Source organism: Sediminibacterium sp. (assembly GCF_051860225.1).
GTDB lineage: Bacteria > Bacteroidota > Bacteroidia > Chitinophagales > Chitinophagaceae > Sediminibacterium.
On sequence record NZ_JBHYEI010000003.1, the window covers coordinates 464,576 to 485,985 of the forward strand.

Below are 21,410 nucleotides of genomic sequence, written 5' to 3' on the forward strand. Positions count from 1 at the left end.
ACATGCCTGTAAAAAAAATGACTGATAGTGAAATCGAGATTAAAGCTTGTTATACCGCTGATGATCTTGAAGCATTAAAATTGAAGAATGAAATGCCTGGACAGTTTCCTTATACAAGGGGTGTACAACCTGATATGTATAGGGGTAAGTTATGGACCATGCGTCAGTATGCTGGTTTTTCCACTGCAGAAGAAAGCAATAAAAGGTATCACTATTTATTAAGCCAAGGTGTAATGGGGTTAAGTGTTGCTTTTGATTTGCCTACTCAAATTGGGTATGATAGTGACCATGCTTTATCAGAAGGGGAAGTGGGTAAAGTAGGTGTAGCAATTGATAGTCTAGAAGATATGGAGCTATTGTTTAAGGGGATTCAGTTAGAACAGGTGAGTACTTCTATGACCATTAATGCTACCGGGTTTATTTTATTAGCTATGTATGTTGCATTAGCAAAAAAGCAAGGTGCAGATTTAAATAAAATAACAGGAACCATACAAAATGATATTTTAAAAGAGTACGCAGCACGAGGCACTTATATTTATCCTCCAAAGCCATCTATGCGAATCATAACTGATATTTTTGAATGGTGCAGTACTTCTTTACCTAAATGGAATACGATTTCTATTTCTGGTTACCATATTCGTGAAGCGGGTAGTACCGCAGTTCAGGAAATTGCATTTACATTAAGCAATGGTAAAGCTTATGTAGAAGCTGCACTAGCAAAAGGGTTAGACATAAATGTATTTGGAAAGCGGTTGTCTTTCTTTTTTAATGCGCATAATAATTTGTTTGAAGAAGTAGCTAAGTTTCGTGCAGCTCGAAAAATGTGGGCACGTATAATGAAAGACCTAGGTGCAACTGATGAAAAAGCGATGATGTTGCGTTTTCATACCCAAACAGGGGGTGCTACTTTAACTGCTCAACAACCGTTAAATAATATTAGTAGGGTTACTATTCAAACTCTTGCTGCAGTATTGGGCGGTACACAAAGCTTACATACCAATGGATATGACGAAGCATTAAGTTTGCCAACAGAAGAAGCTGCTAGAATAGCATTGAGAACACAACAGATTGTTGCTTTTGAAAGTGGTGCACCTGATACTGTAGATCCTTTAGCTGGAAGTTATTTTGTTGAATCACTTACAGCTGAAGTAGAAAATAAAGCTTGGGAGTTACTCAATAAAATTAATGCGATGGGTGGAAGTGTTAGTGCTATCGAAGAAGGATTCATGCAAGAAGAGATTGCCCGCAGTGCATTTGAATATCAACGAAACATTGAAAGTGGTGACAAAATTATTGTAGGGGTAAATAAATTTACGATTGATAAAGAAAATCCAGTACCCGGATTTAAAATTGATGACAGTATTCGTCAATTGCAAACTGCTAAATTGACTGAGTTGAAAAGCAAGAGAAATCAAACAAAAGTTGATCAATGCTTAAGCGCAATTAAAGCAGCCGCTGCTGGTTCTAGCAACTTGATGCCATTGGTAGTAGAAGCTGTTGAAACCTATTGTACACTTGGCGAAATTGCAGATACACTTCGCCAAGTATACGGTGAACATAGGTAACTTATAAAACGGTAATTAACGCAAAAATTACCCCTGGTATCCAAAACAATAATGTTAAAAGAACACTAATCCAAAAAGTAGTGTTGGTTGTTCCTTCGTGCAAATAAACCGCTAAGGGAGGTAATAAAATAGCCAAAATAGCCAATAATACTTTGTCATTAGAAGGAGAAGCCGAGGTTTTATTGGCTTTGTACTCTTTCATCAAAGATTTGACTTCTTTTAATTTTGCTTTTCTATCTACTCTAGATAAGCTTTTAAATTGGCTCATGGCATCAGTTACCACTGCATCATCCATCCTTATATTTGAATTGGCTTCAGTGGTTTTGTTTGTTGCAGTAGCAGTTGTGCCAACAGATGAGGCAACTACAGGGCTTACATTTAACATAATTGCTGTTGCAATTAGATAGGATATTTTTTTCATAAGTGTGCTGGTTTATTTGAAGTTACATTAAGTTTCACTAAATCTCTTTTTTTAATTAAATAGTTCTTCAAGATTTAATAGTAGTATTCAGTACCTTAGAAATACTTATTTAATTGCACCATATGAAAAAAATAATTGCATTCCTTTTATTGTTATCAGGATCTGCTGAAGCTCAACCCTCACAAGCAACTTTAGAACAATTGTTTAAAGAGGAGAATACTAAAATAATTAATTGGCGTAGGTATTTTCATGAATTCCCAGAATTGGGGAATAGAGAATTTAATACATGCAAGAAGGTTGAAGAAACTTTAAAAAGCTTTGGTATTAGTACCCGTATTGTTGCTAAAACGGGTGTAGTAGGAATCTTAAAAGGCGGTAAGCCAGGACCTGTGGTTGCTTTAAGAGCCGATATGGATGGTTTACCAGTAGAAGAAAGAAATGGATTATCATTTGCATCTAAAGCAAAAGGAGAATACAATGGAGCGACAGTTCCAGTAATGCATGCTTGTGGTCATGATTCTCATGTGGCCATGTTATTGGGCGCTGCAGAAGTGCTAAGTAAAATAAAGAATGATATTAACGGCACTGTTGTGTTTTTATTTCAGCCTGCTGAAGAAGGTCCTCCAGGAACAGAAGAAGGTGGTGCTCCATTGATGATAAAAGAAGGTGCAATGGATAATCCTAAAGTAGATGCCGTATTTGGTATTCATATCAATTCAAAATACGATTTAGGAAAAATCTATTATAAGCCAGGCGCTACAATGGCTTCATCGGATTGGTTTACTATTAAAGTAAAAGGAAAACAAAGTCACGGTGCTTACCCTTGGAACGCTATTGATCCAATTGTTGTTAGTGCTGAAATTGTTCAGGCATTACAAACAATAGTAAGTAGGAATATTGATATTACGCAAGCTCCAGTTGTAGTTTCAGTGGGTAGAATTCAATCAGGAGTTAGAGCGAATATCATACCAGAAGAAGCTATGATGGAAGGAACCATCCGAACATTAGATAGTGAAGTCCAAAAAAAGGTTCATGAAAAAATCAGATTAATAGCGGAGAATATTGCAGAAGCAAATGGCACTACTGCAGAAGTAATAATTGATACTAAAACCTTGGTCACTTTTAGTGATCCTGAATTGGTTGAGAGATCCCTACCCTCTTTGCAAGCTGCTGCTGGTGGGGCATCTAATGTAAAACTAACTAATTGGGTTACAGGTGCAGAGGATTTCTCCTTTTTTGGTACAAAAGCACCATCATTCTTTTTCTTTTTAGGAGCGAGAGATACACAATTTCCAACTATGTCTTCGGCACCTGATCATCATACGCCTGGTTTTATCATAAACGATTCTAAATTAGATGTAGGAATGAAAGCATTTGTTCACCTTGTTTTAGACTTTGCTAAAACAGGAAAAAAATAAGTTATGAATAAATTATTGCTTTTGGTAGCGTTATTTTTTTTAAAGTTTGCTCCTGCTCAAGATTTTTTATCTCCGGAAAAGTTATGGCAAGTCCAAAGAGTTGCTGCATTAGGTATTAGTAAAGACAAGCAACATATAGTATATTCTGTTGCAACTCCTGATGTAGCAGCTAATAAAAATATTCGTAAGAAGTATAAAATTCCAATATCGGGTGGAGCTTCAGTTGAATTAGCTAATAATGAAGAGTTGATTATTAATGATCGTGTTTCTCCGGATAGTAAATTCATTTTGTATTCAGATGAAGTCAAAATAAATAAAGTAACGGGAAAGGAATTGTATCCAGACTTGCCCAAATCGGATGCTTTTGTTTATACTTCATTAAACTACAGACACTGGGATACATGGGAAGATGGCGCATATAATCATGTATTCGTAGCCCCTTATGACAATGGTAAATCTTTACCAGGTAAAGACATCATGCCAAATGAACCTTATGATGCACCTACCAAGCCTTTTGGAGGGGATGAAGATTTTATTTGGCATCCAAACAGCAAGCAAATTGTTTATGTAGCAAAGAAAAAATATGGAACTGATTATGCAGTAAGCACTAATACTGATCTTTATCAATACAATTTAGAGACAGGACTTACTGTTAATTTAACAGAAGCCAATAAGGGTTATGATTTAGCACCACAGTACAATCAAAATGGGGTACTTGCTTGGTTACAAATGAAAAGAGATGGATTTGAAGCCGACAAACAAGACCTTATAGTATTCGTTAAAGACAAGTTTCCTGTTAATCTTACCGCACATAGAGATGATATTCATGTAGAGGGATTTAAGTGGAGTGAAGACGGTCTTACTTTGTTTTTTTGGGCACCTATCAATGGTACGCTTCAATTATTTCAAGTAAATAATCCAGGGCTAACTAAAATGATGCCGGTGATTAAACAATTAACTTCAGGAGATTTTGATATTACTGGAATAGTTGCACAAAAAGGCAATAGCTTAATTCTTTCTAGAACAGATATGAATACTGCTACAGAATTATACACATTGAATTTGCAGAATAATCAAATGGTGCAACTGACGCATGTGAATGATTCATTCTACAGCAGTATTGCAAAATGTAAAACAGAAAGAAAATGGGTGCCTACCACAGATGGGAAAAAAATGTTAGTATGGGTAATTTATCCTCCAGGCTTTGATGCAACAAAAAAATATCCAACCTTATTGTATTGCCAGGGTGGGCCACAAAGCCCATTAACGCAGTTTTATTCTTTTAGATGGAATTTTCAGTTAATGGCTTCACAAGGATATATAGTAGTGGCGCCTAATCGAAGAGGAATGCCGGGTCATGGTACTAAATGGAATGAATCCATTAGTAAAGACCACGGCGGTCAGGTGATGAATGATTATTTATCAGCCATTGACGCAATAAGCAAAGAACCATTTGTAGACAAAAATAGATTGGGATGTGTAGGGGCAAGTTATGGAGGTTATTCTGTATTTATGTTAGCTGGAATACACAACAATCGTTTCAAAACATTTATCTCGCACGATGGAATATTTGACACTAAAAGTATGTATGGCACAACAGAAGAATTGTGGTTTGTGAATTTTGATTATGGTGGTGCCTATTGGGATAAAAACCCTGCTGCACAAAAAACATACGGTGTTCAAAATCCTATCAATCAGGTAGCTAAATGGAATACCCCTATTATGATAGTTCAAGGAGGTATAGACTTTAGAGTGCCTATTGAACAAGGGTTACAAGCATTTCAGGCTGCACAGTTGCGAGGCATTAAAAGTAAATTATTGTATTTGCCTGGCGAAAATCATTGGGTGTCTACTGCACAAAATGGATTGGTTTGGCAAAGAGAATTTTTCAAGTGGCTAAAGGAAACTTTATAATAAAAAAGCGAATCAATTGATTCGCTTTTTTATTATGCATAATTTCTTGCACCAAACAATAGACTACCGATTCTGACCAAGGTACTACCCTCTTTAATTGCCAATGCATAATCACCACTCATGCCCATAGATAAGATGGGTTCTTTGCCTGTATGTGCTAAGAACCAAGATTTATGTTGGGTGAATAAACTATTTAAATAATTGAATTCATTGCGAACTTTATGTTCATCCTCACTAAAAGAAGCCATACCCATTAAGCCGCAGATTCTTACATTGGGTAATTGGTCAATTTGAATAATTATTTGCCCCAACTCAGATTCGTCTAACCCAAACTTGGTTTCTTCCTCCGCAATATGAATTTGTAACAAGCAATCAATTACCCGATTGTTTTTGATTGCTTGTTTATTAATCTCTTGTAATAATTTCAAACTATCTACGCCATGTATCAAGTGTACGAATGGAGCAATGTATTTTACTTTATTACTTTGTAAATGTCCAATAAAATGCCAGCGAATATCTTTCGGTAAACTTGCTGCTTTATCTACTAACTCTTGAACATAGTTTTCTCCAAAATCCCTTTGACCTAATTCGTATAGTGAAATTAAATCTTCGTTGGGTTTTGTTTTACTTACTGCAACAAGTGTAGTTTTAGTACTTGACAGTTCATTTGTAATTTGTAGATAAGCTGTTGTATTTACCGGCATTTTTAGTTTAAAATTTAAAGGCAACTATTTTAGTATACTTCTACTAATAACAATTCTTTGAACCTCACTAGTACCTTCATAAATCTGAGTGATTTTTGCATCACGCATTAAGCGCTCAACATGATACTCTTTTACAAATCCATATCCACCATGTATTTGAACCGCTTCAGTTGTAATCCACATAGCCGCTTCACTAGCAAATACTTTAGCCATTGATGAACTTAAGGTATAATCAAGACCATTGTCTTTTTCCCAAGCAGCTTTTAAACAAAGTAAACGAGCAGCTTCAATTTTGGTAGCCATATCAGCTAACTTAAATTGAATGGCTTGATGGTGCATGATTTCTTTTCCGAAAGCCTTTCTTTGCTTACTATATGCCAAAGCTAATTCATACGCTCCGCTAGCAATTCCCAAAGCCTGTGAAGCAATACCAATTCTACCTCCAGCAAGTGTTTTCATGGCAAATTTGAAGCCGAATCCATCTTCACCTATTCGGTTTTCTTTTGGAACTTTCACGTCATTAAATAAAATAGTATGGGTATCACTACCTCTAATACCTAATTTATTTTCTTTTGCAGCAACTGTTACACCCGCCCAGTTTTTTTCAACGATAAATGCGTTGATCCCTTTGCTTCCTTTTGCAGGATCTGTTTGAGCAATTACTAAGTAAACAGATGCAGAAGATCCATTAGTAATCCAGTTTTTGGTTCCGTTTAATAAATAATGATCACCTTTATCTTCAGCAGTTGTTTGTTGACTGGTAGCATCACTACCAGCTTCTGGTTCACTCAATAAAAATGCACCAATATATAATTCATTGTCTTTTCTACCTTGTGCTAATGGGGTTAAATATTTTTTCTTTTGTTCTTCATTACCAAAAGTTTCTAAACCCCAACAAACTAAACTATTATTAACACTCATACTTACACTCGTACTAGCATCAACCTTGCTAATTTCTTCCATGGCCAATACATAACTGAGTGTATCCATACCCGCTCCACCATAATCTGGGCTTACCATCATACCCATAAAACCCAATTCAGCCAATTTCATTACCTGTTCGCGAGGATATTTCTGGTGCTCATCTCTCTCAATAACTCCAGGTTTACACTCATTTTGGGCAAAATCTCTTGCCGCTTTCTGAATCATCAAATGTTCTTCACTCAACTGAAAATGCATGGTTGTAAAATTTTATGGCGCAAAAATAAGCTAACAAGCGTTAGGAAGTACGATGTTTTACAAAAAAATGGCTACTTCTTTGTTTTTGTAAATAAATTATTTGAGCAGGTAAATAGCCCATCTTTGGTTTTTGTATCTAGATTAAGGTATTTGCCTGCTAAAATGCTTTGCCCAATATAGCCTGGATTATCCCCTTTTCCAAGAGGCCAAGAACCTACTGTATTCTCAATTTTTATATTACTTAATTCAGCAATAGTTAAAGCAAAATCTGAGCAATTATAATCGCTTAAATGATACTCATTATCAATATTGTGGTCAATATATTCTAGTATTTTTTCAAATTGTTCTTTCGTAACAAATTTCCCTAATAACTGATCCCAAGAATGATAAGCATCATCCTTTATTACAGAGTTGGCTTTGGGCATTATTGGATTGACTGGAATCAATTGCCCCTCTTCAGGATAAAACCCAAATGTTTTACAAACTGCTGATTGATCCTTGTTGTATTTAATTAAAGAAATAAATGAATGACCAACTTCACCCAATCCGGTGTTTGTATTTTTTTGACCAGGAATTGGTTGTTTTATGAGCAGTGCTAGAGCATAATGGGTAGCTTCTTTTTGATCTAAGAATGCTTCTACAATAGATGCTGTTTGTATTAATTCTGATTCAAACTCCTCAGTTCTTTCTAGTTCTTTTTGGTTAATTTGATCTTGAATCATCAACTCTAAAATCTCATCATTAATAATATCTTCTTTGATTTTATTTTCATAATTGCTATTGGTGCTGTAGAATGAAATATATCGTTTACCTTTTTTAGTAGCATTATATTTAGCTTCAATTGAACCTGCCTTATAAAAGCAAGCCATCGCAGCAGGGAAGTTATTGTAGCGAGCAAGTACAATGGCTAAATTATTGTATAAGTGAGATAATTTGCTTTGGTCTGTTATAGGATCTTTGGTTTGTAATACTTGATGTAATTGAATCAAGGCAAGATGTGATTTGCCTTTAACAATATGGCGATCGCTTTCCTTTAAAGCATTTAATATTTCAATATTGGGTAATAATTGTCCAGCTACCTCTGTATTTGCTAATTGCAAAATTAAAAACGCAATTAGCCAATATCTCCTTTTCATATTTGTTGATTTACTCCATTAGAAATATTTCTTATGAAGATTAAATAAAATCTCTCTGCCAAATGGGCTCATCCCTTTGGTTGTATCTTGTAAAAAATGTCTTTTAAAAGCAACAATTGCGGCAGTTGTATCTTTTATATCATACCCTACAATTCTTAAGCCAGTTATATGATTAAAATTAGTTGGTACTGTATCTCTTATTTCATCATACCAAAGTCCAAATCCTTTTTCTGCTAATAGCTTCCATGGAAAACGCCAATTTGGATCATTTTTTCTAGTTGGGGCAATATCTCCATGACCAATAAAATTAGCCGTAGGAATATTATATGCTTTTTTAAGTTTACCTAATACCACCAATAAACTATTGATTTGAGCTTGTTCAAAATATTCAAATCCATTATTGTCCAATTCAATACCAATTGATGCTGAATTCATATCCAATTGATTGCCCCATCTACTTACCCCTGCATGTTGACCTCTAAAATAGTCGTTTAACATCTGAAATACTTTACCATCTCTCCCAATTACATAATGCGCACTAACTGCAGTTCTTGGCAGTGTAAATGTTTTTAAAGTTTGATCTGTGGAGTGTTGTGCTGTATGATGGATGATTACATAACTTGGTTTGCGAATTCCAAAATTAGTAGTACCCACCCAATAAGGCGAGGGCGGAATAGTATCGTTTACAATTGATTGTTCAGGGATTGATCCTATAGTGGCTAAATAATTTTTTACTTGTTTTTTATAAACTTTATTGGTAGCGCTATATGGGTTCTTATTACAAGCTAATCCTATCGTAATTAAACTAAGTGCAATGAGGACATTTTTTTTCATATTCAACTAATAAAAAGCTAAGTTATTGAATCCCTTTAATCGTACTTGGTTTTCTTTTCTGGCGTATAATCTAGTTGTTCTTTCATTGCTGCTTCTGTTGGATTATTGGTAATCGATACAGCAATTTGAAATAATAAGACGGCTGCAATAATTGAACCGATTAGTTCTTCCCAATGTAGCCAATAGCCCCAAAATCGGTATACACTTGCTTTTGATGGGTGCTCTGTTTCAAAAATAACGGTCACTTTTTCATTAGCTAAATAATTCAATAGTGGATAGGATACTTCTATCGAATATTGATCTACCCCAATTGAATAAAATGCTTTAGGAACAATTTGATTGGTAGCACTGTCTTTGACCAATTGAATTGTTGCAGGATATTTTTCTCCATCAAAGTAGTCGGGTTGCCTAGTCCAGAGTATATAGGACCCAAAAATAATCAAATATAATATGATGAGTGATCTTGTCAGAACAAATGAATTAATGCTTCAAAAAATAAAAGTCCTGCTAGTTCTTATCCAGCAGGACTTTACATGAAATTTGTTTTTCAAATATTACTTTAATTATCCAGCAACTTGCTTGCGAATAATATTCAATGCACCACCAGCTTTAAACCATTCAATTTGCTGTGCATTGTAAGTATGATTCACAACAATCTTGTCTTCAGAACCATCTTTGTGCTGTAAAACAATGTTTAAAGGAGTTTCAGGAGCAAATGATGTTAATCCTTCAATATTGATTACATCATCTTCTTGAATTTTATCATAGTCTGATTTGTCATTAAAAGTTAATGCCAACATTCCTTGCTTCTTTAAGTTGGTTTCGTGAATACGTGCAAAAGACTTTACTAAAATTGCACGAACACCTAAATGACGTGGTTCCATCGCAGCATGCTCTCTTGAACTACCTTCACCATAGTTTTCATCACCAACAACAATTGATCCAATACCTGCTGCTTTATAAGCGCGTTGAGTTGCAGGAACAGGACCATATTCGCCAGTCAACTGATTTTTTACATTATCGGTTTTTTCATTGAAGAAATTCACCGCTCCAATCAACATGTTGTTTGAAATATTATCTAAGTGTCCACGGAATTTTAACCATGGGCCTGCCATAGAAATATGATCTGTGGTACACTTACCCTTGGCCTTAATTAACAATTTTAATCCCTTTAGATCAGTGCCTTCCCAAGCAGCAAATGGGTCTAATAATTGTAATCGTTTACTTGTTGGCTCAACCTGAACATTAACTGTACTGCCGTCTTCCGCTGGTGCTTGATATCCTGCGTCTTCAACTGCAAAGCCTCTTGGAGGTAATTCCATTCCAGTTGGCTCATCTAGCTTTACTTGCTCTCCTTTTTCATTCGTAAGGGTATCCGTTAGCGGATTAAAAGTAAGATCACCAGCGATAGCCAATGCTGTTACTAATTCAGGGCTGGCAACAAAAGCCATGGTATTTGGATTTCCATCTGCACGTTTTGCAAAATTTCTATTGAAGCTATGTACAATGGTATTACGTTCTTGTTTTTCAGCACCTACTCTATCCCACATTCCAATACAAGGTCCACAAGCATTTGCAAATACTGTTGCGCCTATTTTATCAAACACTTCTAAGAATCCATCACGCTCAATGGTATAACGAACTTGCTCACTACCTGGAGTAATGGTGTATTGAGCTTTTGGTTTTAATCCCTTTTCAGCTGCTTGACGCGCTAAACTTACCGCTCTACTGATATCTTCATAAGAGCTATTGGTACAGCTACCAATTAAACCTACTTCTACTTTTGTAGGCCAGCCATTTGCTGCTGCGACTTCTTTCATTTTTGAAATTGGCGTAGCTAAATCTGGAGTAAATGGCCCATTTAAATGTGGCTCTAATTCACTTAAATTAATTTCTATTACTTGATCAAAATATTTCTCAGGAGATTCATATACTTCTGCGTCTGCATTTAAGTAAGCACGAATTCCATCAGCAAGATTGGCTACTTCTTCTCTTCCGGTAGCTTTCAAATAACGGCTCATGCTATCGTCATATCCAAAAGTTGAAGTGGTTGCACCAATTTCGGCACCCATATTACAGATTGTACCTTTACCAGTACAACTCATTGCAACTGCACCTTCTCCAAAATATTCTACAATAGCACCAGTTCCACCTTTTACCGTTAAAATCCCAGCTACTTTTAAGATCACGTCTTTTGGAGCTGTCCAACCACTTAATTTACCGGTTAACTTTACCCCAATTAGTTTAGGCCATTTTAGTTCCCAAGGTAATCCTGCCATTACATCGCAAGCATCTGCACCGCCAACACCCACAGCAATCATGCCTAATCCACCTGCATTTACTGTATGTGAATCAGTTCCAATCATCATGCCACCTGGGAATGCATAGTTTTCTAATACCACTTGGTGAATAATTCCAGCACCTGGCTTCCAGAATCCAATACCGTATTTATTTGATACAGAAGCTAAGAAGTCGTAAACTTCTTTACTTTCTGCATTAGCAACTTCTAAGTCTTTTTTTGCTTCATTTTTGGCAGTGATTAAGTGATCGCAATGCACAGTAGAAGGAACTGCCGCTTGTTTGCGTCCTGCTTGCATGAATTGTAGCAATGCCATTTGAGCAGTTGCATCTTGCATAGCAACACGGTCTGGAGCAAAATCTACATAGCTATTGCCTCTCTCAAAATTGGCAAGCGGCTGGTCTGCATGTAAGTGTGCAAAAAGGATTTTTTCAGATAAAGTGAGTGGTCTACCTAATGCTTTTCTAGCATTATCAACTTTGGCAGGCATTTCTGCATACACTTTCTTTATCATGTCAATGTCAAAAGCCATAAAGAAGTAATTTTTTAGATTAATTGAATCTTTTGCGTAAGCAAAGCAAATTTACTAAAAAACGCGCTTAGGTTGAAATGCAATTCAATATTAATATGCACAATATTGATATTTTTGTACTTACCTTTAAGTGTATAAAGAATCCATAGTCATGCAAAAAATCAGAGAATTTTTAGAATTACAAGCTTTTGGGGTTTGTTCTTCTATTGGGGTCAGGCTAGGTATTGCATCAACAAAAATTAGAATGTGGTTTATTTATATCTCATTCCTAACCATGGGATCGCCCGTCATCATTTATATGATATTAGCTTTTTGGAAAAACATCAAAAACTATGTTTTTGATGCAAAGCGAAACCCACTGAAGTATTATTAATTTTTATCCTTTTTTCACTTCTTTAGCCCAGGTATCTTTTAGCGTAACAGTTCTATTGAAAACCATTTTTGTGGAACTACTATCTTGATCATACACGAAGTATCCTTTGCGTATAAATTGAAAAGCTTGATCTGTAGCATCGTTTCCTAAAGCTGGTTCTGCGTATACATTTGGCAATACGGTTAATGATTCAGCATTAATATGATCTTTAAAATCGCCTTCAGCATTGGCTACATCTTCTACTTTAAACAATCGATCATATAATCTAACTTCAGCATGAATGGCATGCGCAGCACTCACCCAATGCAATGTTCCTTTTACATGAATTCCTGATGTGTCATTACCGCTTCTGCTTTCAGGTATATAAGTACAATGCACAGCAGTTATATTTCCATCCTCATCTTTAACAACATCTTCGCATTTGATGATATAGGCACTTTTTAAACGTACCATTTGACCGGGAGCTAAACGGAAGTATTTTTTGGATGGGTTTTCCATAAAATCGTCCTTCTCTATCCAAATTTCTTTGCTGAAAGGAACCGTTCTTACTCCCCCATTGGGGTCTTCAGGATTATTTTCACTAGTGAGTTCTTCTTCAACCTTATCATAATTGGTTATGATTACTTTGAGGGGATCGAACACCACCATTCTACGAAGAGCCGTTTTATTTAATTGTTCTCTCACGCAAAACTCAAGTAATCCTACATCTATGAGATTGTCTCTCTTTGCAACCCCAATTCTGTCGCAAAATTCTCTGATAGCGGCAGCTGGATATCCTCTTCTTCTCATTCCACTTATCGTGCTCATTCTTGGATCATCCCAACCATTTACCATCTCCTCGTTCACTAATTGCAATAATTTACGTTTACTCATAACGGTATATGTCATGTTTAAACGTGCAAATTCATATTGTTGTGAGGGGAAAGTGGCTAATTTTTCAATACACCAATTATATAATGGTCTATGTGGAACAAATTCCAAAGTACAAATTGAGTGCGTTATTTTTTCAATGGAATCACTTTGTCCATGAGCAAAATCGTACATAGGATAGACACACCATTTGTCTCCTGTTCTATGATGATGTGCATGTTTGATTCTATAAATAATGGGATCTCTTAGTAGCATATTGGGAGACTCCATATCTATTTTTGCCCTAACTACTTTTGACCCATCAGGATACTTCCCAGCCTTCATCTCTTCAAATAAAACCCGATTTTCAGCCGGAGTTCTATTGGCATATTCATTTCTTTTTCCTGGAATAGTTGGGGTGCCTTTTTGAGCAGCAATTTCTTCACTGGTACTATCATCTACATAAGCCAGACCTAGATCAATCAGTTTTAATGCCATTGCATACAACTGTTCAAAATAATCGGAAGCATATAGTTCTTTAGCCCACTCAAACCCTAACCACTTTACATCATTCTTGATGCTTTCTACATACTCAGTGTCTTCTGTAACCGGGTTGGTATCATCAAATCGCAGATTGGTTGATCCACCATATTTCTTTGCCAGTCCAAAATTCAGGACTATACTTTTGGCATGTCCAATATGTAGGTATCCATTGGGTTCTGGAGGAAATCGAGTGGTAATACTTTGGTGTTTTCCACTTGCTAAATCCGCTTCAATAATCTCTTCAATGAAATTCAAACTTTTCTCTTCGCTGCTCATTCCCTATTTATTTGTTGAATTATTTTCCTATTTCTACACTGTCAAAAAAAGCCTGACCATCTGCTGCTTTTGCGGATGGGTTGGTCGAATAAAATAGCACTTGGTGTAGAACTGGACCAATAAAAAAGATATATCCAAATGCTTTTTTTCCTTTTAAATTATCATCTGATGAGTTAGTCCCATCAATTTCCACATATAAGCTATTTTTTTCCTTAAACCTAGTGATAAGGTCTTTGCTAATATTGGCACCCGCCATTTGACTGCTCATGCCAGCTTTTAATTGATCCCAAAAAGAATCTCCCATCATTTCAATAGGGTCACCCATCAATCCCATAGCACTTAAATCGAATACCAATGCGCCAAAACCTTTGCTAGTATCTTTATCTGCTACATAAAAAATAGTTGCTCCATTCATTGTTTTTTCAGAGGGTTTAGCAGGAAACTGAACAGTTACTTTTTCAGATAGTTTCTGTGCAATATTTTGGGCATGAACTGATGCTGCACCAATAACTAAAACAAGGGATAATACTATTTTTTTCATTGTACTGTTGGACTGTTTATTGAATAATCCGCTATAAAATTAATTGAATTTATCATGTCAGTATGTAAAATTCTGTCAGCGTCATTAAAAGCCACCTGTTTTCTAAATTCTGTCATTAATTCTTCTAACACCATGGAGGTTTTTGCTGGCCTTCTAAAGTCGAGAGCCTGAGCTGCGGTTAATAGTTCTATTCCTAAAACTTTTTCTACATTTTGCATTAGTCTGTAACATTTTGTTGCAGCATTAGCACCCATACTAACATGGTCTTCCTGATTGTTGCTGCTCGAAATACTATCTACAGAGGCAGGAGTACATAATTGTTTATTTTCACTCACAATACCTGCAGCTGTATATTGTGGTATCATAAATCCAGAATTCAACCCAGCATTTTTAACTAAGAAAAGGGGTAATCCTCTTTGCCCTGAAATTAGTTGGTAAGTTCTTCTTTCCGAAATACTAGCTATCTCGCTCATGGCGATGCATAAAAAGTCTAAATTAATGGCCAATGGCTGTCCGTGAAAGTTGCCCCCACTAACAATTAGGTCTTCCTTAGGGAAAATATTGGGATTATCAGTTACTGAATTCACTTCTTGCATAAAAATGTTGAGCACATGTTTGAAAGCATCTTTACTTGCCCCATGAACTTGTGGTATACATCTAAAAGAATAAGGATCCTGTACTTGTTGTTTGGGATGCGCTGCAATTTCACTGCCTGCCAAAAAACAACGAAGTGTAGCTGCTGTATCTATCTGTCCATGATGCCCTCTTATTAGGTGGATTGCAGGGTGATAAGGTTCCGTTAAACAATCGAATGCATCAATGGATAGCGCTGCAATTAAATCGGCCATCTTTAATAGTTGTTCAGCTTTTTTTAAACAGATCAATCCATAAGCATTCATAAATTGGGTACCATTAATTAATGCTAGCCCTTCTTTACTTTGCAAATGAATAGGCTCCCAATTCATTATTTTCAACACTTCAATTGCAGGCCATTTTTTATCCTGATAATACACTTCGCCTAGTCCAAGTAAAGGCAAACTTAAATGGCTCAAGGGAGCTAAATCACCTGAAGCACCAAGTGAGCCCTGCGTATAAATAACGGGTAAAATATTATGGTTATACATATCCATTAACCTAATGACCGTATTAATTTGAACACCACTATGCCCATAACTTAATTGCTTAATTTTTAGCATCATCATTAGTTTGATGATATCTTTCGGGACTTCTTCACCCAATCCACAAGCATGTGATACAATCAGGTTATACTGTAATTGCTCAATTTGATCGTGGCTAATTTGAACATTTTGTAGAAATCCAAATCCAGTGTTTACGCCATAATACATGTTCCCAACTTCTTTCATCTTCTGGTCTAAAAAGTCCCTACAAATCATGATTTTTTCATGGGCATCAAAAGTGATAGAAACCAATTGATTATAATCCAATAAATCCTTGATTTGCTGAAACTGTAATGGCTTACTATCTAGGGGCAAATAATTATAGCTCATGAAGGCAATCGTTTAGTGCAAAGTAAACAGTTTTAATATTTATCAAACCATTTTACCTGCTTGTTTGATTTAGTAAAAAAAAATCCTTTATTTTGCACCTCCAAATAAGGTTCGGTAGCTCAGCTGGATAGAGCAACTGCCTTCTAAGCAGTAGGTCATTGGTTCGAATCCAATCCGAATCACTCTTATTCTCACAATATTGCACAAAACCTTACAAATATTGACTTGTAAGGTTTTGTCATTATTACTATTGCACGATTTCTAGCATTATTTGTTTCAAACTGGAACTCTTTTTTGACACCAAGAACAGGAATTTCACACCTCAATCCTTAACTCAAAATCAAAAAAAGAAAATGAAACAGAAATTTTGCTCCATGCGTATCTACATCAACACACTTAAAAAAAGTAAAGTAACCCAGAAATACCCGATGTATCTGAAATTGGTCTATTGTGGTAAAAAAGTTGAAATCAGATTGCCTGAAACCTTTGATGCTACCGATAAAGACCTTTTTTACTGGGATAAACATACTGCTCAATTTACGCATAAACAAAAAGATGTTAGGAATACAGATTTAATGGAGCTGCAAGTAAGATTTGATAAATACATGAGAAATAATAACAATACATTGAGGCACCCACTTAAAGAACTAATGTCGATTGTGCTAGATAAAGCCAATTTGTATAAAAATTGGACTGTTGAATCTTATTGCGATTACTATATCAAAAACAGGGTTATAGGAAATGTTAACAGAGTTAAGGGGACTCAAAATAATTACATAAAAGCTGTTAATCACTTAAAAAAATTCCTATTAGTCAACAATTTAAGTCAATTACCAATTGATTCGTTTAAATATAAAGAGGCAGTCGATTTTGAGATGTATATGGGAAACGTAGCCAAAAATATACATAGCTCGACTAGCACTAATATAATTAGGCTAAGAACTATTTTTTACGAGGCAATTAAAGAGGATTTGATTACTAAAAATCCGTTTAAGGATTTGAAATTGACTTACAAAGGGATGAAGAAAACACCTAGCATTACAATTGACCAGCTTAAAGACATTATTAGTAACGTTCAAATCCAAAATGATAATAGACTAAAGTTTTATTGCGATTTGTTCTTTTTTGGTTGTCTTACTGGACTATCTGTAAGTAATATCTCGTCTCTCTCCTATGGCGCACTTTTTAAGATATTTAATGACAGAATAAAATTGGATACGTCTAGGGTTAAAACAAATGTGATAATAGTGCAAATTATACCTACTGCCGCTCAAAAGATTATCGAACGTTATGGTACAAAAAACAATCAAACTGACGGAAAAGTTTTCCCAAGTTTCAGTGCAGATGATTTTAGAGAAAAATTAAAGTTAATTGCTGCTTATGCTAAATTAAATATCAATTTGACGACTAAAATTAGTCGTACAACTTGTAACCAAATGCTTATAAATGTCGGGGGAATTGACCCGATTTATAAAAATGCATACATGGGCTGGTCTAGTTCAAGTAACATTCAAGATTTATACACAAGCTTGGAAGAAAATGTCTTGCTAAAGTATACATCAAATATTGATGATTATTTATTAAATTCCTTAGGAAATGATTATTTAAATAGAATATAATCAAAAAAATGTCAACAGAAAGTGTTTTAAATTCAGAGTTGGATAAACTAAATAAATTCAATGCGAATCAGTTGAACATGCTAAGGCAACAAGCAGACATTGACATAAATTCAATTATGGAGTCAGACTTTAAATCGGAATTTATTGCTCTGGATGATATTAAACTACCTGAAGAAAGAAAAATGAGGGCTAGAAATTTAATCTTGACCATTTATGTAATGGTTGGTAAGATACTTATCTTAAATGAGCCTAGAGTCATAGAAAAACTAAAGCAAGAAGTATTGACTGAAAAGGAAGCACGGTGGATAATACCCAGCACCGAACTTGAAGAAGTCATAGATAATATTTTTGCGAATAACATGTTTATAGACACAAGAATTGATATTTATTCGATTCTTAATATTTACCTGTCTGGAAAGTTTTTTTGTGCTTTGGTAGAAAGAATAAGACTAAATTTTCCTAAATCAAAAAATCAATCTGAATATAAGTTATTAATGCAAACGATAGGCAAACATGAGAGAAGGACTAAAAAAGTTGAAGTATTTGACTTTTTGTGGGATAGCTTAAATATCGAATTTGGGCCTAAACTTTCAGAGTTATTCGATAATGATGTTTCTCTATTCACATACATGCAAAATATAAATTCTTCTCGGTGGGATAAGCATTTAATCACAATTTTTAACAACATACATTTCCATCCTGCATATCCAAAAGAACCTAAATTAAAAGAAAAACTTCATGCATTGTATCCACTATTTAAGCTAGTGAGTAAGGATAAGAATTGGGGCGACAATACATTTAAATTTGGAGATAAAATTGGCGAGCTAGATAGGGAAATAGTATTTCAAAAGATGTATAAATTCATTTTTAAGCAATAATGTTAAAAATTGCAATGTTTTAAGTTGGAAGTTAATTTTTGTTACTATTGATTCAAGGCAACCATAATGGTTGCCTTTTTTGTTTCAAACTGGAACTTTTTTAGAATTTGATAAAAAATAGTTTTGTTTAAAACAATACAAAATGGAAGAGCTAAAAGAAATTAAAAATTTGCTTGAACAATTATTATCTAAAGTGGATAATCAAAATCCTTGTCCCGAATTAAGGCGTGAGTGGATGCCTAAACGTGAAGTTTTAGAGTTCTTCGGTTTAAAGAGTAATCGAATGAAACAACTAGAGCGTGAGTACAACCTAGTTGTCACAATGTTTGGTAAACAACGGTTTTATTCTACAAGGAGCGTTTTAGCACTTTTAAAAGAAAAAATAATTAAGTAATGGGCTGGTTTTTTTGCTACACAACTAATTTAATTGAAAGGGGGTCTATGGTTATTGATAATAGGGGTGAAATTGCAAGAACACCTAAAACAATAATAACATTCCATAATTCCGAGACTTTACAATATATAAAAGTAGATGATGTCGTATTAGCAAAGCAGAGGAGAAATCGGAGGTTTCTAAAATTTTTGAAGACCTATAAAAATGCATTTAAGAAAAAGGATATTTCTGTCTTATTGAGTGTTGTTGATATAGATGCGTATCCCTCCCCTAAGGCTTATGTTGATTTACTAAAGGACCGTTGTAAAGCTAAATCAATCGACATACATGGATATATTTGGCTAAGAGATATAGGGGACAAAGAATTTAAAAGGCATTATCATTTTATTATCGTTACATCACGAATCAAAAACAGTCTTTCCTCAACTCTTTTTGAAAAGTTAAATACTAAGGATGCTGACCATATTTTTTGTAATAACTTAAAGGCATCTGTCGAGTATTTAATTGCTAAAGAAATGTATAGTCCATTAAAAAGTAGAAGTTATGGCTCATCTCGTTCTTTTATAATTCCAAAGTGAATTAATGTACATTAAAGGGTAAGCATTTTACATTCTAGCACCTCATTATGCATTGATATATTCACAATTTACACCAATGTAGCACTATTTTATACTACTTCGCATTAGTAATAAGTCTGATTCCTAATTTTAAAAGAAAACTTATGTTACAGCGTAAAGATTTACTTACTGGAGAAGACTTCTATGGAAGGATTAATCAAAATTTCAAAAATTCTAAGAATCGTATTCTGTACTACAATAAAAAGGCAAATCAGATTCGCCACTCTAAACGGGGCATTGATTTGAGATTACATAAGAATTTTCTATTACTCAATGAATTACTAGGGAAAAGCAAAAGCGTTTCATATCATAAAGAATATTTGCTAGGTAAGGGTTTCTCTTTTTCTAATTTCACTCATGTTGAAAAATATGAAAATCAAAACTATTATGCCATCTACAATTTTGTTATGATTCCGCTCGGTGAAACAGAAGTAAAATTTGTAAGGTTATGAGAGAGCCTATTGATTTAACCAGATGCACAATCCATCACTTACAACTTGGTGGTATTATTCCTGAGACTTATGAAAATCCAATGAAGAAAATAGTGAAAATTGGATTGTTGGTCGGATTCGTAACACTTGGGTTTACGATTATTTATATATCAAATAAGAAAGCTGATGGCGAAGAATAATTGGATAGATAGTTTTGACTTTGAGGATTTTAAGGATTCAAAGCCAATTAAGACAATTTCTTACATAGCGGTAGGATTAGTTGTTGTCGTAACAGCTGGTCTGGTATTAAAATTGTCCGCACGAACCATATTGTGCTATAAAGAGTTTAGAAATGCATTAAAATCCTAAGTTATGAATGTAAAGGGTATTGAAGCAATGTATATACGTTGTTCCACAGATGAACAGGAGCCAGAGTTGCAGATTCGTGACATCATTTCCTATGCTAATTCTCCTCATCAAATTGAAATTAGAAAAGAAAATCTTTCAGCATGGGATGAGACTGTTAATCGACCAGTTTTTAATCAACTTGAAAAGGATATTTTACGTGGAAAGATTGCTATATTATATGTCTGGCATTTAGATAGAATCTCTCGTAATCGCAAACGATTAATATCATTTTTCCGACTATGTAAATCTAAAAATGTCATTGTTAAAAGCTATTCGCAGCAATGGTTGAGTACAATAGCAGATATGCCAGAGCCATTTAATGAGGTGTGTATGGATTTTTTTCTGCAAATATTAGGTTGGATGGCAGAGACAGAATCTACTACAAAATCCCAACGCATCAAGATGGCTACTAGGAAACAGAAAGATTGTACTTATTCTTACAAGGGAAATAAATGGGGCAGGAAGTCCTTTCCGACTAATACGGTTAACAGAGTACTTGATTTGTATAAAGAGGGTTTCTCTATTAGGCGTATTGCTGAAAAGGTGAAGGTGTACGACAAGAACAATAATGGAAGGAATATTTCAAAATCAGCTGTCCATAAATTAATCCTTGAACATAAAGCTGAAAAACATAGTTAATGCCTCTGTCCAAAAATTAAATAATTAAAAGACACCTTTATGATAATTCCAATACATGGTTTAAAGTACCATAAGTTCAAGCATCCCAGAATTGGCGATGAAGTTATCTTGATTAAAGAAAGAGAAAACTTATTTGACCCAATGGCAATTGCTGCTTACAATAAGTCCAAGCAGCAGATAGGCTATATTAGTGCCCAGAGCAACCAAAACGAAAAAGTATATAAAAGAATGTTAGAGGAATCTATCAGGGGGCATATATGGTCAATTGGCAAAAATCAGATACTTGTTGAGATTGACCTACCTAAGCTTTAGTAGATTATCAAAAATTCTCG

22 protein-coding genes and 1 tRNA gene are annotated in these 21,410 nt (G+C 34.9%); 13 read left to right on the forward strand and 10 right to left on the reverse strand.

Going from position 1 to position 21,410, the window contains the following annotated elements:
- Positions 1 to 2: 2 nt before the first annotated feature.
- Positions 3 to 1,565, forward strand: coding sequence for an acyl-CoA mutase large subunit family protein (locus ACTIEI_RS12630; RefSeq protein WP_439506653.1), 1,563 nt, complete (start codon positions 3 to 5; stop codon positions 1,563 to 1,565).
- A 1-nt stretch (position 1,566) separates the two neighbouring features.
- Here the strand turns inward: ACTIEI_RS12630 and ACTIEI_RS12635 are convergent, their stop codons facing one another.
- Positions 1,567 to 1,986, reverse strand: coding sequence for a YqaE/Pmp3 family membrane protein (locus tag ACTIEI_RS12635; protein WP_439506654.1), 420 nt, complete (start codon positions 1,984 to 1,986; stop codon positions 1,567 to 1,569).
- Between the two features lie 122 nt (positions 1,987 to 2,108).
- Here ACTIEI_RS12635 and ACTIEI_RS12640 point away from each other — a divergent pair, with 122 nt between their 5' ends.
- Positions 2,109 to 3,404, forward strand: a complete 1,296-nt coding sequence (locus ACTIEI_RS12640; RefSeq protein WP_439506655.1) for an amidohydrolase — start codon at positions 2,109 to 2,111, stop codon at positions 3,402 to 3,404.
- A gap of 3 nt (positions 3,405 to 3,407) precedes the next feature.
- Complete coding sequence (locus tag ACTIEI_RS12645) at positions 3,408 to 5,318, forward strand: alpha/beta fold hydrolase (protein WP_439506656.1); 1,911 nt, start codon at positions 3,408 to 3,410, stop codon at positions 5,316 to 5,318.
- A 32-nt stretch (positions 5,319 to 5,350) separates the two neighbouring features.
- Here the strand turns inward: ACTIEI_RS12645 and ACTIEI_RS12650 are convergent, their stop codons facing one another.
- From ACTIEI_RS12650 to ACTIEI_RS12675, 6 genes are all read right to left on the reverse strand, one after another.
- Positions 5,351 to 6,022: a YggS family pyridoxal phosphate-dependent enzyme gene (locus ACTIEI_RS12650; protein WP_439506657.1), complete on the reverse strand. Its 672-nt coding sequence runs from the start codon at positions 6,020 to 6,022 to the stop codon at positions 5,351 to 5,353.
- 24 nt (positions 6,023 to 6,046) lie between these two features.
- Positions 6,047 to 7,201: an acyl-CoA dehydrogenase gene (locus tag ACTIEI_RS12655; RefSeq protein ID WP_439506658.1), complete on the reverse strand. Its 1,155-nt coding sequence runs from the start codon at positions 7,199 to 7,201 to the stop codon at positions 6,047 to 6,049.
- A gap of 71 nt (positions 7,202 to 7,272) precedes the next feature.
- The gene (locus ACTIEI_RS12660) at positions 7,273 to 8,337 is read right to left on the reverse strand and encodes a hypothetical protein (protein ID WP_439506659.1); all 1,065 of its coding nucleotides are present in this window, start codon (positions 8,335 to 8,337) and stop codon (positions 7,273 to 7,275) included.
- A gap of 18 nt (positions 8,338 to 8,355) precedes the next feature.
- Entirely contained in the window at positions 8,356 to 9,171 is an 816-nt protein-coding gene (locus tag ACTIEI_RS12665) for an N-acetylmuramoyl-L-alanine amidase (RefSeq protein ID WP_439506660.1), read from the reverse strand.
- Between the two features lie 35 nt (positions 9,172 to 9,206).
- A complete protein-coding gene (locus tag ACTIEI_RS12670) occupies positions 9,207 to 9,614 on the reverse strand; it encodes a hypothetical protein (RefSeq protein WP_439506661.1) in 408 nt (135 codons plus the stop codon).
- Between the two features lie 120 nt (positions 9,615 to 9,734).
- Positions 9,735 to 12,002 carry an aconitate hydratase gene (locus ACTIEI_RS12675; protein WP_439506662.1) on the reverse strand — a complete coding sequence of 756 codons (2,268 nt, stop codon included), beginning with the start codon at positions 12,000 to 12,002 and terminating at the stop codon, positions 9,735 to 9,737.
- A gap of 151 nt (positions 12,003 to 12,153) precedes the next feature.
- On the opposite strand from ACTIEI_RS12675, the gene ACTIEI_RS12680 reads away from it, so the two are divergent.
- Positions 12,154 to 12,375, forward strand: coding sequence for a PspC domain-containing protein (locus tag ACTIEI_RS12680; protein ID WP_439506663.1), 222 nt, complete (start codon positions 12,154 to 12,156; stop codon positions 12,373 to 12,375).
- A 3-nt stretch (positions 12,376 to 12,378) separates the two neighbouring features.
- Here ACTIEI_RS12680 and ACTIEI_RS12685 read toward each other — a convergent pair whose 3' ends face one another.
- Genes ACTIEI_RS12685 through hutH form a run of 3 tightly spaced genes read right to left on the reverse strand, consistent with a single transcriptional unit; the run spans position 12,379 to position 16,092 of the window.
- Positions 12,379 to 14,043, reverse strand: coding sequence for a glutamine--tRNA ligase/YqeY domain fusion protein (locus ACTIEI_RS12685; protein ID WP_439506664.1), 1,665 nt, complete (start codon positions 14,041 to 14,043; stop codon positions 12,379 to 12,381).
- A gap of 19 nt (positions 14,044 to 14,062) precedes the next feature.
- Positions 14,063 to 14,584 carry a hypothetical protein gene (locus ACTIEI_RS12690; RefSeq protein WP_439506665.1) on the reverse strand — a complete coding sequence of 174 codons (522 nt, stop codon included), beginning with the start codon at positions 14,582 to 14,584 and terminating at the stop codon, positions 14,063 to 14,065.
- The gene (gene hutH, locus ACTIEI_RS12695) at positions 14,581 to 16,092 is read right to left on the reverse strand and encodes a histidine ammonia-lyase (RefSeq protein WP_439506666.1); all 1,512 of its coding nucleotides are present in this window, start codon (positions 16,090 to 16,092) and stop codon (positions 14,581 to 14,583) included. Before hutH ends, ACTIEI_RS12690 begins: the two co-directional genes overlap by 4 nt.
- A 108-nt stretch (positions 16,093 to 16,200) precedes the next feature.
- Here hutH and ACTIEI_RS12700 point away from each other — a divergent pair.
- The 9 genes from ACTIEI_RS12700 (at position 16,201) to ACTIEI_RS12740 (ending at position 21,390) form a co-directional block, all read left to right on the forward strand.
- Positions 16,201 to 16,274 (forward strand) — tRNA-Arg (locus ACTIEI_RS12700).
- A 171-nt stretch (positions 16,275 to 16,445) separates the two neighbouring features.
- The gene (locus ACTIEI_RS12705; RefSeq protein ID WP_439506667.1) at positions 16,446 to 17,711 is read left to right on the forward strand and encodes a tyrosine-type recombinase/integrase; all 1,266 of its coding nucleotides are present in this window, start codon (positions 16,446 to 16,448) and stop codon (positions 17,709 to 17,711) included.
- Positions 17,712 to 17,719: 8 nt separating this feature from the next.
- On the forward strand, positions 17,720 to 18,589 hold the full coding sequence (locus ACTIEI_RS12710; RefSeq protein ID WP_439506668.1) for a hypothetical protein: 870 nt from the start codon (positions 17,720 to 17,722) through the stop codon (positions 18,587 to 18,589).
- A 142-nt stretch (positions 18,590 to 18,731) separates the two neighbouring features.
- Positions 18,732 to 18,983, forward strand: coding sequence for a hypothetical protein (locus ACTIEI_RS12715; RefSeq protein ID WP_439506669.1), 252 nt, complete (start codon positions 18,732 to 18,734; stop codon positions 18,981 to 18,983).
- Positions 18,983 to 19,561: a hypothetical protein gene (locus ACTIEI_RS12720; protein WP_439506670.1), complete on the forward strand. Its 579-nt coding sequence runs from the start codon at positions 18,983 to 18,985 to the stop codon at positions 19,559 to 19,561. The genes ACTIEI_RS12715 and ACTIEI_RS12720 overlap by 1 nt, the downstream gene beginning before the upstream one ends.
- Positions 19,562 to 19,704: 143 nt before the next feature.
- Entirely contained in the window at positions 19,705 to 20,052 is a 348-nt protein-coding gene (locus ACTIEI_RS12725; protein WP_439506671.1) for a hypothetical protein, read from the forward strand.
- A complete protein-coding gene (locus ACTIEI_RS12730; RefSeq protein WP_439506672.1) occupies positions 20,049 to 20,231 on the forward strand; it encodes a hypothetical protein in 183 nt (60 codons plus the stop codon). The genes ACTIEI_RS12725 and ACTIEI_RS12730 overlap by 4 nt, the downstream gene beginning before the upstream one ends.
- A 172-nt stretch (positions 20,232 to 20,403) precedes the next feature.
- Positions 20,404 to 21,078 carry a recombinase family protein gene (locus ACTIEI_RS12735; RefSeq protein ID WP_439506673.1) on the forward strand — a complete coding sequence of 225 codons (675 nt, stop codon included), beginning with the start codon at positions 20,404 to 20,406 and terminating at the stop codon, positions 21,076 to 21,078.
- A gap of 39 nt (positions 21,079 to 21,117) precedes the next feature.
- Positions 21,118 to 21,390, forward strand: coding sequence for an HIRAN domain-containing protein (locus ACTIEI_RS12740; RefSeq protein WP_439506674.1), 273 nt, complete (start codon positions 21,118 to 21,120; stop codon positions 21,388 to 21,390).
- The last annotated feature ends 20 nt before the right edge of the window (positions 21,391 to 21,410 follow it).

Excerpts from the sequence above, each read along its gene's own strand:
- ACTIEI_RS12715 (WP_439506669.1), top strand. The coding sequence starts at position 18,732 with ATGGAAGAGCTAAAAGAAATTAAAAATTTGCTTGAACAATTATTATCT.
- ACTIEI_RS12675 (WP_439506662.1), bottom strand. The coding sequence starts at position 12,002 with ATGGCTTTTGACATTGACATGATAAAGAAAGTGTATGCAGAAATGCCT.
- ACTIEI_RS12730 (WP_439506672.1), top strand. The coding sequence starts at position 20,049 with ATGAGAGAGCCTATTGATTTAACCAGATGCACAATCCATCACTTACAA.
- ACTIEI_RS12680 (WP_439506663.1), top strand. The coding sequence starts at position 12,154 with ATGCAAAAAATCAGAGAATTTTTAGAATTACAAGCTTTTGGGGTTTGT.
- ACTIEI_RS12720 (WP_439506670.1), top strand. The coding sequence starts at position 18,983 with ATGGGCTGGTTTTTTTGCTACACAACTAATTTAATTGAAAGGGGGTCT.
- hutH (WP_439506666.1), bottom strand. The coding sequence starts at position 16,092 with ATGAGCTATAATTATTTGCCCCTAGATAGTAAGCCATTACAGTTTCAG.
- ACTIEI_RS12650 (WP_439506657.1), bottom strand. The coding sequence starts at position 6,022 with ATGCCGGTAAATACAACAGCTTATCTACAAATTACAAATGAACTGTCA.
- ACTIEI_RS12690 (WP_439506665.1), bottom strand. The coding sequence starts at position 14,584 with ATGAAAAAAATAGTATTATCCCTTGTTTTAGTTATTGGTGCAGCATCA.
- ACTIEI_RS12660 (WP_439506659.1), bottom strand. The coding sequence starts at position 8,337 with ATGAAAAGGAGATATTGGCTAATTGCGTTTTTAATTTTGCAATTAGCA.
- ACTIEI_RS12665 (WP_439506660.1), bottom strand. The coding sequence starts at position 9,171 with ATGAAAAAAAATGTCCTCATTGCACTTAGTTTAATTACGATAGGATTA.
- ACTIEI_RS12705 (WP_439506667.1), top strand. The coding sequence starts at position 16,446 with ATGAAACAGAAATTTTGCTCCATGCGTATCTACATCAACACACTTAAA.
- ACTIEI_RS12685 (WP_439506664.1), bottom strand. The coding sequence starts at position 14,043 with ATGAGCAGCGAAGAGAAAAGTTTGAATTTCATTGAAGAGATTATTGAA.
- ACTIEI_RS12645 (WP_439506656.1), top strand. The coding sequence starts at position 3,408 with ATGAATAAATTATTGCTTTTGGTAGCGTTATTTTTTTTAAAGTTTGCT.
- ACTIEI_RS12655 (WP_439506658.1), bottom strand. The coding sequence starts at position 7,201 with ATGCATTTTCAGTTGAGTGAAGAACATTTGATGATTCAGAAAGCGGCA.
- ACTIEI_RS12740 (WP_439506674.1), top strand. The coding sequence starts at position 21,118 with ATGATAATTCCAATACATGGTTTAAAGTACCATAAGTTCAAGCATCCC.
- ACTIEI_RS12710 (WP_439506668.1), top strand. The coding sequence starts at position 17,720 with ATGTCAACAGAAAGTGTTTTAAATTCAGAGTTGGATAAACTAAATAAA.
- ACTIEI_RS12630 (WP_439506653.1), top strand. The coding sequence starts at position 3 with ATGCCTGTAAAAAAAATGACTGATAGTGAAATCGAGATTAAAGCTTGT.
- ACTIEI_RS12735 (WP_439506673.1), top strand. The coding sequence starts at position 20,404 with ATGAATGTAAAGGGTATTGAAGCAATGTATATACGTTGTTCCACAGAT.
- ACTIEI_RS12640 (WP_439506655.1), top strand. The coding sequence starts at position 2,109 with ATGAAAAAAATAATTGCATTCCTTTTATTGTTATCAGGATCTGCTGAA.
- ACTIEI_RS12635 (WP_439506654.1), bottom strand. The coding sequence starts at position 1,986 with ATGAAAAAAATATCCTATCTAATTGCAACAGCAATTATGTTAAATGTA.
- ACTIEI_RS12725 (WP_439506671.1), top strand. The coding sequence starts at position 19,705 with ATGTTACAGCGTAAAGATTTACTTACTGGAGAAGACTTCTATGGAAGG.